Here is a 13609-nt window from a genome sequence, read left to right on the forward strand (position 1 = left end):
GCTGCCGGCCGGCGCGCCGCTCGCGGCGCTGCGTACGCTCGCGAACGAAAGCCGCGAGCCCGGCACGTTCCGGGCCACGCTGGTGGCGCAGCCGGTGGCGCGCCCGATGCTGCAGGGTGCGCGGCCGACCACGTTCTGGCAGTTCGGCGCGGGCACGCAGGGCCCCGTCGTGGGTCCGCTGATCGACGTGCGCGAGGGCGACACGGTCGAGATCAAGTTCGTGAACAAGCTGCCGCAACCGTCGACGATCCACTGGCACGGCCTGCCGGTGCCGCCCGACCAGGACGGCAACCCGTCCGATCCCGTCGCGCCCGGCGCGGCGCGCGTGTACCGCTTCACGTTGCCGAAGGGGAGCGCCGGTACCTACTGGTACCACCCGCATCCGCACATGATGACGGCCGAGCAGGTGTTTCGCGGGCTCGCCGGCCCGTTCGTCGTGCGCGCCGCGGACGATCCGCTGGCGGGCTGGCCCGAGCGCAACCTGTTCGTGTCGGACCTGAAGCTTGCGCGTGACGGCACGATTGCACCGAACGACATGATGGACTGGATGAACGGTCGCGAGGGCCAGTTCGTGCTGGTCAACGGCGCGCGCCGGCCGCGGATCGACGTCGCGGGCGACGAGCGCTGGCGCGTGTGGAACGCGTGCAGCGCGCGCTACTTGCGTATCGCGTTCGACGACGGCCGTGCATTCGAGCACGCGGGCACCGACGGCGGGCTGTTCGACGCGCCGCGCCCCGTCACGTCGCTGCTGATCGCGCCGGGCGAGCGTGCGGAATTGCTGGTGCGCGCCGGCGATCGCGCGTCGCGCGCGGTGCTGCAGGCGGCCGAATACGACCGCCGCAAGATGTCGATGTCGCACGATGACGGGCACGGCAGCCTGCCGGCCGATCCGGCACTGGCGCTGGCCGACGTCGCGTTTGCGCCGGCCACCGCACGTGTGTTGCCGACGACATTACGTGCGGTGCCGCCGCTGGGCGAGCCGGTTGCGCACAAGACGGTCGCGTTCGGCGAGGAAATGGACATGGACGCGATGATGAAGGGACCGGCGCACGGCCGTCCGGCCGGCATGCGTTTCACGATCAACGGCGAAACCTACGCGGCGCACCGCGCGACGCTGACGAGCCGTCGCGGCGACGTCGAACGCTGGGAGATTCGCAATACCACCGACATGGATCACCCGTTCCACCTGCACGGCACGCAGTTCCAGGTGATCGAGCGGGCATCGGGCGGTTCGCGCACGAGCGAACCGTTCCGTGCATGGCGCGATACCGTGAACGTGCGCAGCGGCGAAACCGTGACGATTCTCGTCACGCAGGACATGCGTGGAGAGCGCATGTTTCATTGCCACATTCTCGAACACGAGGATCTCGGCATGATGGGCACGCTGAAGGTCGTGTAACGAAGTGACGATTATGTTTCACGTGCCGGATGAGTATCTGATCTGCGTGTGTGACAAGACAATACGTGTTCAATTATCGGGATTGAACGAAAAGGCCGGCCAATCGATAATCGACTGGCCGGCCTCGAAAAAAAGAAACCCGGCGCAATGCGCCGGGTTTCTTCGTCTGATATCCGGTGCCTTATACGGCCTGGATGTTCGACGCTTGCTTGCCCTTCGGCCCTTGGACGACGTCAAAGCTCACCTTCTGGCCTTCCTTCAGCGTCTTGAAGCCATTCATGGTGATAGCCGAGAAGTGCGCAAACAGATCCTCACCGCCCTCATCGGGAGTGATGAAACCGAAGCCCTTCGCGTCGTTGAACCACTTAACGATACCAGTTGCCATTTCCTACTTCCCCTGTCACACAGTCGCTGCTACTTACCACGAGCACGCTCGAAAAGCTAAACGACCGGAAAATGCAGCCGTTCCCCCCTCACAAGCTCACCTCGGCCTCTTTCATCTTGCCGACCGGCAAATTGAAAAAAGTGCCAGCTTGATTGTTGGCGCTCTTTATTGGAGTGTCAAGTGGAATTTTTAGACGTTTAGAGGGACGTTGTAAAGAACCCATTTTCAGGGTTTTTCCGGCTTTGCTTGGCAGCACGCGGCCAAGCGCGAGGACTTGAAAAGCCGCATAATCGGCTCATATACCAGGCTCGAGTGACACGCGTTCGAGTCGTCCCGGCTTGTGGGATACTGGATGCGGACACGACGTTCCGGTGCGGTTCCCCCTGACGGTTCGTGTTCCGCGCCACGCGTGAAAGCCGGCACCGCAGCCGGCTTTCGTATGGCACGAAGAAGATCGCGTGTTCCGGGATACCGGGGAGGGCGCCGGCCGGTCGGTCGGGTAATGGCAGGATTGCGGGCCTGTCCGAGTTGTTTAGAATGGGTGTATGGCGATTATCCCGGACAAGCAGGACAGCACCGTCCTGGAACGCAAGCAGCAGAAGCTCAAGCCGCCTTCGATGTACAAGGTGGTGCTGCTGAACGACGACTTCACGCCGATGGAATTCGTCGTGATGGTGGTCCAGGAGTATTTCAAGAAGGATCGCGAGACGGCCACGCAGATCATGCTGAAGGTCCATCGCGAAGGGCGAGGGGTTTGTGGGGTCTATACGCGGGACATCGCGTCGACCAAGGTTGAGCAAGTCGTTACCCATGCGCGGCAGGCAGGGCATCCGCTGCAGTGCGTGATGGAGGAAGCATGATTGCCCAGGAATTGGAAGTCAGCCTGCACATGGCGTTCATGGAAGCACGCCAGGCGCGCCATGAGTTCATTACGGTCGAGCACCTGCTGCTGGCCCTGCTGGATAATCCGACGGCAGCCGAGGTGTTGCGCGCGTGTGCGGCCAACATCGAGGACTTGCGTCAGAACCTGCGCAATTTCATCCACGACAACACACCTACCGTCCCGGGTACCGACGATGTCGATACCCAGCCGACGCTCGGTTTCCAGCGCGTGATCCAGCGCGCGATCATGCACGTCCAGTCGACGTCGAACGGCAAGAAGGAAGTGACCGGCGCGAACGTGCTGGTCGCGATCTTCGGCGAGAAGGATTCGCACGCCGTGTACTACCTGCAGCAGCAGGGCGTCACGCGCCTCGACGTGGTGAACTTCATTTCGCACGGCATCGCGAAGACGAACAGCGGCGAAGCCGCTAAGTCGACCGACGCGAATGCGGAAAGCGAAGACGCGAATGCGCAGAAGGAAACGCCGCTCGCGCAGTTCACGCAGAACCTGAACCAGATGGCGAAGGACGGCCGCATCGATCCGCTGATCGGTCGCGAGCCCGAGGTCGAGCGCGTCGTGCAGGTGCTGTGCCGTCGCCGCAAGAACAATCCGTTGCTCGTCGGCGAAGCCGGCGTCGGCAAGACCGCGATCGCCGAAGGGCTCGCCTATCGCATCACGCGCGGCGAAGTGCCGGACATCCTTGCGAACGCGCAGGTGTATTCGCTCGACATGGGGGCGCTGCTGGCGGGCACCAAGTATCGCGGCGATTTCGAGCAGCGTCTGAAGACGGTGCTGAAGGAGCTCAAGGAGCGTCCGCACGCGATCCTGTTCATCGACGAAATCCATACGCTGATCGGCGCGGGCGCCGCGTCGGGCGGCACGCTCGATGCGTCGAACCTGCTGAAGCCGGCGTTGTCGTCGGGCACGCTCAAGTGCATCGGCGCGACCACGTTCACCGAATATCGCGGCATCTTCGAGAAGGATGCGGCGCTGTCGCGGCGCTTCCAGAAGGTCGACGTGAGCGAGCCGAGCGTCGAGCAGACGGTCGCGATCCTGCGCGGGCTGAAGTCGCGCTTCGAGGAGCATCACGGCGTCAAGTATTCGTCGGGCGCACTGTCGGCCGCGGCCGAACTGTCGGCGCGCTTCATCACCGACCGTCACCTGCCGGACAAGGCGATCGACGTGATCGACGAGGCGGGCGCCGCCCAGCGCATCCTGCCGAAGTCGAAGCAGAAGAAGACGATCGGCAAGAGCGAGATCGAGGAAATCATCTCGAAGATCGCGCGCGTGCCGCCGCAGAGCGTGTCGCAGGACGATCGCAGCAAGCTGCAGACGCTCGACCGCGACCTGAAGAGCGTCGTGTTCGGCCAGGATCCGGCGATCGACGCGCTCGCGGCCTCGATCAAGATGGCGCGCGCGGGCCTCGGCAAGATGGACAAGCCGATCGGCGCGTTCCTGTTCTCCGGCCCGACGGGTGTCGGCAAGACCGAAGTGGCGCGCCAGCTCGCGTTCACGCTCGGCATCGAGCTGATCCGCTTCGACATGTCGGAATACATGGAGCGTCACGCGGTGAGCCGGCTGATCGGCGCGCCGCCGGGCTACGTCGGGTTCGACCAGGGCGGCCTGCTGACCGAAGCCGTCACGAAGAAGCCGCACTGCGTGCTGCTGCTCGACGAAATCGAGAAGGCGCATCCGGACATCTTCAACGTGCTGCTGCAGGTGATGGACCACGGCACGCTGACGGACAACAACGGCCGCAAGGCGGATTTCCGCAACGTCATCATCATCATGACGACGAATGCGGGTGCCGAGTCGATGCAGAAGGCGACGATCGGCTTCACGACGCGCCGCGAGACGGGCGACGAGATGACCGACATCAAGCGCCTGTTCACGCCGGAGTTCCGCAACCGCCTGGATTCGATCATCAGCTTCCGCTCGCTCGATGAGGAAATCATCATGCGCGTGGTCGACAAGTTCCTGATCCAGCTCGAGGAACAGCTGCACGAGAAGAAGGTCGACGCGCTCTTCACCGACGCGTTGCGCAAGCATCTCGCGAAGCACGGCTTCGACCCGCTGATGGGCGCGCGGCCGATGCAGCGGCTGATCCAGGACACGATCCGGCGCGCGCTGGCCGACGAGTTGCTGTTCGGCAAGCTGGTCAACGGCGGCCACGTGACGGTCGATGTCGACGAAAACGACAAGGTGCAGTTGTCGTTCGACAAGCTGGCGAATCCGCCGCACAAGCCGAACGAAGAGACGGTCGAAGTCGAGTAAGCGATAATTCGTTGTTCATGCGAACGGCGCGGGAAGTTCTCCGCGCCGTTTCGTTTTATCCGGCGCCGGCGGCGCGATGGTGGGGCAGGGGAGTGGTAACGCAGTGACACAACAACAACGGACGTTCGACGACATCGTCGCGCGCGAACAAGGGTTGCGCCACGCGCTGACGTCGGGGCAGATGGCGATGATCGCGATCGGCGGCGCAATCGGCACGGGCCTGTTCCTCGGCAGCGGGTTCGCGATCGGGCTCGCCGGCCCGAGCGTGCTGGTCTCGTATGCGATCGGCGCGCTGATCGCGTTGCTGCTGATGGGCGCGCTCGCGGAAATGACGGTCGCGCATCCGACCGCCGGCTCGTTCGGCGCGTATGCCGAGCACTACGTCGGCCCCCTCGCAGGTTTCCTGGTGCGTTATGCGTACTGGTTCGCGGTGGTGTTCGCGATCGGCACCGAGATCAGCGCGATCGCCGTGTTCATGAAGTACTGGTTCCCGGCCGTGCCCGGCTGGTACTGGGTGATCGGCTTCTCCGCGCTGCTGATCGCCGTGAATCTCGCGAGCGTCACGCTGTACGGCACGGTCGAATACGCATTCTCGCTGCTGAAGATCGCGGCGATCGTCGTGTTCATCGTGCTCGGCGCGTATCTCGTGTGGTCGGCGCCGGCCGCATCCGGCATCGGGTTCGCGAACTACACCGCGCACGGCGGCTTCATGCCGAAGGGGCCGTGGGGCACCTGGGTCGCGGTGATCGTCGCGATCTTCAGCTACATGAGCATCGAAGCCGTCGCGATCGCGGCCGGCGAGGCGCGCGATCCGCAGCACGCGGTCACGCGCGCATTCCGCTCGACCGTGTTCCGGCTCGTCCTGTTCTACCTGCTGACGCTGTCGCTGATGCTCGCGATCGTGCCGTGGACGCAGGCCGGCACCGACGAAAGCCCGTTCGTAAAGGTGATGGCCGCGACCCACGTGCCGTACGCGGCGGGCGTGATCAACTTCGTGTTGCTGATCGCGGCGCTGTCGGCGATGAACAGCCAGCTTTACGTGACGACGCGGATGATGTTCAGCCTGTCGCGCGCGCGGCTCGCGCCCGCGGTGTTCGGCCGGCTCGGCACGAACGGCGTGCCGCGCGCGGCGCTGTGGATCTCGACCAGCGGCGTCGCGGTCGCGGCCGTGCTGGTCGCGCTCGCGCCCGACACCGCGTTCACGGTGATGATGGCGATCGCGATGTTCGGCGCGCTGTTTACGTGGCTGATGATCTTCGTCACGCACCTGCGCTTCCGTTCGCGGTACCGCGGCCCCGAGCTCGCGTTCCGGATGTGGGGACACCCGTTCGGCAGCCTGCTCGGTGCGGGGCTCGTCGCGGCGATCCTGTTCACGACCGCGTTCACGCGCGAATTTCGGATGACGATGGTGGTCGGCGTCGTGTTCGTCGTGCTGCTCACGCTCGCGTACGCGCTGCATTACCGGCACGAACACGCTCGTTGACGGTACCGGCGCGGCCGCCCGCGCCGTTTTTTCCGGTCGCTAAGGTTCCGTTAAGCCCGCGACGACTACATTCGATCCTGCCTGCAAGGCGGGCGCGGCATGCGCCGGCTCGCCGCTTTCATGCAAAAAGGGGTGCGAATGAACAAACTTCCCGAAATCACGCTCGCGTTCTGGATCATGAAGATCTGCGCGACGACACTCGGCGAAACCGGTGGCGACCTGCTGTCGATGACGCTGAACGTCGGTTATGCGGTGAGCTCGATCCTGCTGTTCGGTTTCTTTCTCGTGACGCTGGGCGCGCAGCTCAGGACGACGCGTTATCGCCCGGCGATCTACTGGGCCGTGATCGTCGCGACGAGCACGGCCGGCACGACGATGTCCGATTTCATGGATCGCACGCTCGGCCTCGGTTATGCGGCCGGCTCGTCGATCCTGGTTGCGATCCTGCTGGCTATCTTCGCCGTGTGGCGGCTCAGCGGCGAATCGCTGTCGGTCGACCTGATCCGCACGCGCAAGGTCGAGCTGCTGTACTGGATCGCGATCCTGTTCTCGAACACGCTGGGCACCGCGCTCGGCGACTTCCTCGCGGACAGCTCGGGGCTCGGTTTCGGCGGCGGCGCGCTGCTGATCGGCGGGTTGCTCGCGGCGATCGTGCTTGCGCACTATTTCACGCGGATCTCGGGCGTGCTGCTGTTCTGGGCCGCGTTCGTGCTCACGCGGCCGTTCGGTGCGACGGTCGGCGATCTGCTGACGAAGCCGGTTGCGAAGGGTGGCCTCGCGCTCGGGACGGTAGGTTCGTCGGCGGTGCTGCTCGGCGTGCTGGTCGCACTGGTGATCTACGCGATCGTCGCCCAGGCGCGGCAGCGCGACCTTGCGCCCGCGCGGATCGCGCAACCCGTCGAAGAGTGACGGAGACGGACAGGAAAAAGGGGCCGCGAGGCCCCTTTGTCATTGCGCCGTTCAGTGACGGCCGGTGCTGCCGAAGCCGCCTTCGCCGCGATCGCTTTCCGCGAAGTCGTCGACGATGTTGAACTGCGCCTGCACGACCGGCACGATCACGAGTTGCGCGAGCCGTTCGAACGGATTCAGCACGAACTCGGTCTGGCCGCGGTTCCACGTCGAGACCATCAGCTGGCCCTGGTAGTCGGAATCGATCAGGCCGACGAGGTTGCCGAGCACGATGCCGTGCTTGTGGCCGAGGCCCGAGCGCGGCAGGATCAGCGCGGCGTAGCCCGGATCGGCGAGGTGAATCGCGAGGCCGGTCGGCACGAGCGTCGTTTCGCCCGGCTGCAGCGTGACCGGCGCGTCGAGGCATGCGCGCAGGTCGAGGCCCGCGCTGCCGGTGGTCGCATAGGCGGGCAGGTAGTCGCGCATGCGCGCGTCGAGAATCTTCAGGTCGAGTTTCATGCGGTCGTCGAATCGGTCGGGAAGGGCGCGGCAGCAAGCACCGCCGCGCGGGAGATCAGATCAGGCGGTTGTCGGGCAGGCGTTTCGCGATTTCCGCGACGAGCGTGTGCGCGAGTTCGTCTTTCGGTGCGCGCGGCAGGCGCGTGAGGCCGGTTGCCTCGAACAGCACGACTTCGTTGTCGTCGCGGCCGAACGTCAGCGGGCCGAGGTTGCCGACGAGCAGCGGCACGTTCTTGCGTTTGCGCTTCTCGTCGCCGTGCACGTCGAGGTCGCCGCTTTCGGCCGCGAACCCGACGCAGTACGGCGGATCGGGCAGCGCCGCGACCGACGCGAGGATGTCCGGGTTCTCGACGAATGCGAGTGCGGGCATCTTGCGGTCGGCCGTCTTCTTCATCTTGTGCTCGGCCGGCTGGGGGACGCGCCAGTCGGCGACCGCGGCCACCGCGATGAAGATGTCGGCGTCGTTCACGGCCTGCATTACCGCGTCGTACATCTGCTGGGCCGTCTGCACGTCCTGGCGGTAGACGCCCCACGGCGTGTCGAGCGCGACCGGCCCCGCGACGAGATGCACGTCGGCGCCGGCCTGCTGCGCGGCGCGCGCGAGCGCGAAACCCATCTTGCCGCTCGAGCGGTTCGTGAGGCCGCGTACCGGGTCGAGCGGCTCGAACGTCGGGCCGGCCGTGATCAGCACGCGCCGGTGCGCGAGCACCTTCGGCGCGAAGTGCGCGACGATCGCTTCATAGATCGCCTCGGGCTCGAGCATGCGGCCGTCGCCGACTTCGCCGCACGCCTGCGCACCCGAATCCGGGCCGAGCACCGACACGCCGTCCGCGCGCAGTTGCGCGGCGTTGCGTTGCGTGGCCGGGTTCTGCCACATCTGGCGGTTCATCGCGGGGACGACGAGCAGCGGGCAATCGCGCGCGACGCACAGCGTCGACAGCAGATCGTCCGCGAACCCGTGCGCAAGCTTCGCGAGGAAATCCGTCGACGCCGGCGCAATCACGATCGCGTCGGCTTCACGCGACAGGTCGATGTGCGCCATGTTGTTGTCGATGCGCGCGTCCCACTGGCTCGTATAGACGGGCCGCCCCGACAGCGCCTGCATCGTGACGGGCGTGATGAACTGGGTAGCGGCTTCGGTCATCGCGACCTGCACGGTCGCGCCTGCCTTCACGAGCAGCCGCGTGAGCTCGGCGATCTTGTAGCAGGCGATGCCGCCCGTCAGGCCGAGAACGAGGTGTTTTCCTGCGAGTTCTGCTTGTGCCAACTCAGGCCTCCAAGGGTCGAACGGAACGGCCGGCGCGAAGCCGGCCGTCGACGCCGAGTATGCGCGCTTAGCGCGAGCCGCGCACGCGACGCAGTTCGTCGTAGATCAGCAGCACCGCGCCGATCGTGATCGCGGAATCGGCGAGGTTGAACGCCGGGAAGTGCCAGGCGCCGAGGTGGAAATCGAGGAAGTCGATCACGTGGCCGTAGACGAGCCGGTCGATCACGTTGCCGAGCGCGCCGCCAAGGATCAGCGCGAGCGACACGCTGAACAGCCGCTGGTGGCCGTGGCGCTTCAGCAGGAAGCAGATCACGAGCGTCGCGCCGATGCCGAGCGCGGTGAACGCCCAGCGCTGCCAGCCGCTCGCGGTCGACAGGAAGCCGAACGCGGCGCCGCGGTTGTACACCAGCACGAGGTTGAAGAACGACGTCAGCGCGTGCTGCGCGCCATACACGAACGTTTTCAGGATCGCGATCTTCGACAGCTGGTCGAACAGGATCACGATCAGCGAAATGCCCAGCCAGGGCGCAAGCGCGCCGCTGGCCGGTTTCGACAGGGTTTTCGCCATATTCAAGCAGCGCTCCGGATTTCGCCGTTTTCGAACAGGTTGGAGAAGCAGCGGCCGCACAGCGTCGGGTGATCGGCGTGCGCGCCGACATCTTCGCGGTAGTGCCAGCAGCGTTCGCACTTCTGGTACTTCGACGCTGCGACGTCGACGCTTTCCTGCGCTTCGTCGTCGACCTTGACGACCGTCGCGGCCGACGTGATCAGCACGAACTTGAGATCATCGCCGAGGCTCGTGAGCGCGTCGTAGCGTGCGCCGCTCGCATGCACGGCGACTTCGGCCTGCAGCGACGAACCGATGCGGTTCGCGGTGCGCGCTTCCTCGAGCGCCTTCGTCACGTTGCCGCGCACGTCGCGCAGCAGCGCCCACTTCTCGATCAGCGCGGCCGAGCCGGCGACTTCCGGATACGCGTAGTAGGTTTCCGTGAAGATCGTGTCGCTGGCCGGCTGGAACACCTTCCACGCTTCTTCCGCCGTGAACGACAGGAACGGCGCGAGCACGCGCAGCAGGCCGTGCGTGAGGTGGTACAGCGCGGTCTGCGCGGAGCGGCGCGCGCGCGAATCGGCCGCGCTCGTGTACAGGCGGTCCTTCAGCACGTCGAGGTAGAAGCCGCCGAGATCTTCCGAGCAGTACGTCTGCAGCTTCGCGACGACCGGGTGGAACTCGTACTTCTCGTAGTGGCCGAGCAGTTCCGTCTGCAGTTGCTGCGAGAACGCGACCGCATAACGGTCGATCTCGAGCCAGTCCTCGACGGGCACCGCGTGCTGCGCGAAGTCGAAGTCCGACAGGTTCGCGAGCAGGAAGCGCAGCGTGTTGCGGATGCGGCGATAGCCTTCGGTCACGCGCTTCAGGATTTCCTCGGAGATCGCGAGCTCGCCCGAATAGTCGGTCGATGCGATCCACAGGCGGATGATTTCCGCACCGAGGCGGTTCGCGACTTCATGCGGATCGATGCCGTTGCCGAGCGACTTGCTCATCTTGCGGCCTTCGCCGTCGACCGTGAAGCCGTGCGTGAGCAGGCCCTTGTACGGCGCACGGCCGTCGATCATCGACGCGGTCAGCAGCGACGAGTGGAACCAGCCGCGGTGCTGGTCCGAGCCTTCGAGGTAGAGGTCGGCCGGGAACTGCAGCTGATCCTTGTGCGAGCCGCGCAGCACGTGCCAGTGCGTCGTGCCGGAGTCGAACCACACGTCGAGCGTGTCGCGGTTCTTTTCGTACAGGTTCGCGTCGTCGCCGATCAGCTCGCGCGGGTCGAGCGTCTGCCAGGCCTCGATACCCGACTGCTCGACGCGCTTCGCGACTTCCTCGAGCAGCTCGAGCGTGCGCGGGTGCAGCTCGCCGGTTTCCTTGTGCACGAAGAACGCCATCGGCACGCCCCATTGGCGCTGGCGCGACAGCGTCCAGTCGGGACGGTTCGCGATCATGCTGAACAGGCGCTGCTTGCCCCACGACGGGTAGAACGCGGTGGCGTCGATGCCTTCGAGCGCGGTTTCGCGCAGCGTCTTGCCGCCGTCGCGCGGCGTCACGTCCATGCCGGCGAACCACTGCGACGTCGCACGGTAGATGATCGCCGTCTTGTGACGCCAGCAGTGCATGTAGCTGTGCTTGTAGTGCTCGCTGCGCAGCAGCGAGCCGGCTTCGCGCAGCGCGTCGACGACCTTCGGGTTCGCGTCCCAGATCGACAGGCCGCCGAACAGCGGCAGCGATTCGATGTAACGGCCGTCGCCCATCACCGGGTTGATGATGTCCGAGTCGGTCATCCCGTGCGCCTTGCACGACTGGAAGTCCTCGATGCCGTATGCCGGCGACGAGTGCACGACGCCGGTACCCGTGTCGGTCGTCACGTAGTCGCCGAGGTAGACGGGCGCGGTGCGCTTGTAGCCGGGGTGGGCCGATGCGAGCGGGTGGTGGAAGCGCAGGTTCGCGAGCTTCACGCCCGGCGCGGTTGCAACGACGCGGCCGGTCAGCTTGAAGTCGGACATGCAGGCTTCGACGCGTTCTTCCGCGACGATCAGCAGCCCGCGCTCGGTGTCGACCAGCGCGTAGACGATTTCCGGATGGAGGTTCAGCGCCTGGTTCGCGGGGATCGTCCACGGCGTGGTGGTCCAGATCACGATGCCGCCGTCGGCGCGCGGCAGCGCCGGCAGGCCGAACGCCTGCGCGGTCTTTTCCGGTTCCGCGAACGCGAACATCACGTCGATCGTCGGGTCGGTGCGGTCCTTGTACTCGACTTCCGCTTCCGCGAGCGCCGAGCCGCAGTCGAAGCACCAGTTCACCGGCTTCAGCCCGCGATACACGTAGCCCTTCTCGATGATCTTGCCGAGCGCGCGGATCTCTTCCGCCTCGTTGACGAAGTTCATCGTCTTGTACGGGTCGGCCCAGTCGCCGAGCACGCCGAGACGCTTGAAGCCGACCTTCTGCTTCTCGATCTGCTCGGTCGCGTACGCGCGCGCCTTGCTCATCACTTCGGCCGCCGGCAGCGACTTGCCGAACTGCTTCTCGATCTGGATCTCGATCGGCATCCCGTGGCAATCCCAGCCGGGCACGTACGGCGCGTCGAAGCCGGCCATGTTGCGCGACTTGACGACGATGTCCTTCAGGATCTTGTTGACGGCGTGGCCGAGGTGGATGTCGCCGTTCGCATACGGCGGGCCGTCGTGCAGGATGAACTTCGGCCGGCCCTTGCTGGCCGCGCGGATCTTCTCGTAGAGGCCGCGTTCTTCCCATTCCTTGACCCACTGCGGCTCGCGCTTGGGCAGGTCGCCGCGCATCGGGAACGGCGTGTCGAGCAGGTTGACCGGATACTTGGCCTGCGGTTTCGAATCGGCTTTCTTGTTGCTCATGATGGGATCGCTATCTAAATCGGGAGACGCGCGAGCGTCGTGAATCGGGGATGCGCGCGGGTGAGCGGCGCGAGGGCGCGGCGCCAGGCGCCGCCGTCCGGATCAGCTAATTCGGTCGGTGGCCGACGTCGAGAAGCCCGTGGCGCGGCTGCCCGGCGCACGGTCGCGCTCGATGAAGTACGCGCGTGCATTCGCGACGTCCAGCGCGATCGCGCGCGACAGCGCCTCGAGATCGTCGAATTTCGCCTCGTCGCGCAGCTTTTTCAGGAATTCGACGCGGATGAGCTTGCCGTACGCGTCGCCGTGCCAGTCGAGCAGGTGGACCTCGAGCAGCACGCGGCCGGAATCGTCGACGGTCGGGCGCAGCCCGAGGCTCGCGACGCCCGGCAGCGGGGTGGGGCCGAGGCCGTGCACCTGCACGACGAAGATGCCCGCGAGCGCCGGACGCTTGTGCGCGATCGGCAGGTTCAGCGTCGGGAAGCCGAGGTCGCGGCCGAGCTTCAGCCCGTGCGCGACGTGGCCGCTGATCGCATAGCCGTGGCCGAGCGCCTGCGCGGCCGCGTCGAGATCGCCCGCGGCGAGCGCGGCGCGCACGCCCGAGCTGGAGATGCGCGTGCCGTCGCTGCCCGCGACCGTACCCATTTGCTCGACCTCGAAGCCGTACTGTTCGCCGGCCGCCTTCAGCGTGTCGAAGGTGCCCGCGCGCTTCGCGCCGTAGCAGAAATCGTCGCCGACCATCATCCAGCGCGTGTGCAGCCCGTTCACCAGCGTGCGTTCGACGAACGCCTGCGGCGACTGGCTCGCGAACGTGTGATTGAAGTGCTCGACGACGACGCGGTCGACACCGTGATCGCGCAGCGCCTCGAGCTTGTCGCGCAGCATCGCGATGCGCGGCGGCGCGCCGGCGGGGTTGAAGAATTCGCGCGGGTGCGGCTCGAACGTCATCACGCACACGGGCAGGCCGCGCGCGTCCGCTGCCGCGCGCACGCGCGCGAGCAGGGCCTGGTGGCCGCGATGGACACCGTCGAAGTTGCCGATCGTCAGCGCGCACGGGGCGCGGCTCTCGGCGTTGGGCAGGCCGCGGAAGACTTTCACGATAGCGG

11 protein-coding genes are annotated in these 13609 nt (G+C 66.0%); 5 read left to right on the forward strand and 6 right to left on the reverse strand.

The window, feature by feature from the left end; all coding sequences use genetic code 11:
• Positions 1–1399, forward strand: a 1399-nt coding sequence (locus L810_RS23070; protein ID WP_042975776.1) for a multicopper oxidase family protein, incomplete at its 5' end; no start/stop codon positions are given.
• A gap of 181 nt (positions 1400–1580) precedes the next feature.
• On the opposite strand, the gene L810_RS23075 is transcribed toward L810_RS23070, so the two are convergent.
• Entirely contained in the window at positions 1581–1784 is a 204-nt protein-coding gene (locus L810_RS23075; protein ID WP_006488945.1) for a cold-shock protein, read from the reverse strand.
• A gap of 545 nt (positions 1785–2329) precedes the next feature.
• On the opposite strand from L810_RS23075, the gene clpS reads away from it, so the two are divergent.
• The 4 genes from clpS (at position 2330) to L810_RS23095 (ending at position 7333) form a co-directional block, all read left to right on the forward strand.
• Complete coding sequence (gene clpS / locus L810_RS23080) at positions 2330–2644, forward strand: ATP-dependent Clp protease adapter ClpS (RefSeq protein ID WP_006398529.1); 315 nt, start codon at positions 2330–2332, stop codon at positions 2642–2644.
• The gene (clpA, locus tag L810_RS23085; RefSeq protein ID WP_021160738.1) at positions 2641–4941 is read left to right on the forward strand and encodes an ATP-dependent Clp protease ATP-binding subunit ClpA; all 2301 of its coding nucleotides are present in this window, start codon (positions 2641–2643) and stop codon (positions 4939–4941) included. The genes clpS and clpA overlap by 4 nt, the downstream gene beginning before the upstream one ends.
• A 103-nt stretch (positions 4942–5044) precedes the next feature.
• Positions 5045–6424 (forward strand): amino acid permease, encoded by a 1380-nt coding sequence (locus L810_RS23090; protein ID WP_021160739.1) that lies wholly within the window; start codon positions 5045–5047, stop codon positions 6422–6424.
• Positions 6425–6562: 138 nt separating this feature from the next.
• Positions 6563–7333: a COG4705 family protein gene (locus L810_RS23095; protein WP_042975795.1), complete on the forward strand. Its 771-nt coding sequence runs from the start codon at positions 6563–6565 to the stop codon at positions 7331–7333.
• A gap of 51 nt (positions 7334–7384) precedes the next feature.
• Here L810_RS23095 and dut read toward each other — a convergent pair whose 3' ends face one another.
• The 5 genes from dut to L810_RS23120 all read right to left on the reverse strand — a co-directional run bounded on the left by dut (position 7385) and on the right by L810_RS23120 (position 13601).
• Positions 7385–7831: a dUTP diphosphatase gene (dut, locus tag L810_RS23100; protein WP_021160741.1), complete on the reverse strand. Its 447-nt coding sequence runs from the start codon at positions 7829–7831 to the stop codon at positions 7385–7387.
• Positions 7832–7886: 55 nt separating this feature from the next.
• The gene (coaBC, locus tag L810_RS23105) at positions 7887–9098 is read right to left on the reverse strand and encodes a bifunctional phosphopantothenoylcysteine decarboxylase/phosphopantothenate--cysteine ligase CoaBC (protein ID WP_021160742.1); all 1212 of its coding nucleotides are present in this window, start codon (positions 9096–9098) and stop codon (positions 7887–7889) included.
• A gap of 67 nt (positions 9099–9165) precedes the next feature.
• Entirely contained in the window at positions 9166–9666 is a 501-nt protein-coding gene (gene lspA / locus L810_RS23110) for a signal peptidase II (protein ID WP_021160743.1), read from the reverse strand.
• Positions 9667–9668: 2 nt separating this feature from the next.
• Positions 9669–12506, reverse strand: a complete 2838-nt coding sequence (gene ileS, locus L810_RS23115; RefSeq protein WP_021160744.1) for an isoleucine--tRNA ligase — start codon at positions 12504–12506, stop codon at positions 9669–9671.
• 102 nt (positions 12507–12608) lie between these two features.
• Positions 12609–13601: a bifunctional riboflavin kinase/FAD synthetase gene (locus tag L810_RS23120; protein ID WP_021160745.1), complete on the reverse strand. Its 993-nt coding sequence runs from the start codon at positions 13599–13601 to the stop codon at positions 12609–12611.
• Between the last annotated feature and the right edge of the window lie 8 nt (positions 13602–13609).

This window comes from Burkholderia sp. AU4i (assembly GCF_000466765.1).
GTDB lineage: Bacteria > Pseudomonadota > Gammaproteobacteria > Burkholderiales > Burkholderiaceae > Burkholderia > Burkholderia cepacia.

Bases quoted from the DNA above. Each gene is read 5' to 3' on its own strand.
- ileS (WP_021160744.1), bottom strand. From the start codon at position 12,506: ATGAGCAACAAGAAAGCCGATTCGAAACCGCAGGCCAAGTATCCGGTC.
- lspA (WP_021160743.1), bottom strand. From the start codon at position 9,666: ATGGCGAAAACCCTGTCGAAACCGGCCAGCGGCGCGCTTGCGCCCTGG.
- L810_RS23095 (WP_042975795.1), top strand. From the start codon at position 6,563: ATGAACAAACTTCCCGAAATCACGCTCGCGTTCTGGATCATGAAGATC.
- clpA (WP_021160738.1), top strand. From the start codon at position 2,641: ATGATTGCCCAGGAATTGGAAGTCAGCCTGCACATGGCGTTCATGGAA.
- L810_RS23075 (WP_006488945.1), bottom strand. From the start codon at position 1,784: ATGGCAACTGGTATCGTTAAGTGGTTCAACGACGCGAAGGGCTTCGGT.
- clpS (WP_006398529.1), top strand. From the start codon at position 2,330: ATGGCGATTATCCCGGACAAGCAGGACAGCACCGTCCTGGAACGCAAG.
- dut (WP_021160741.1), bottom strand. From the start codon at position 7,831: ATGAAACTCGACCTGAAGATTCTCGACGCGCGCATGCGCGACTACCTG.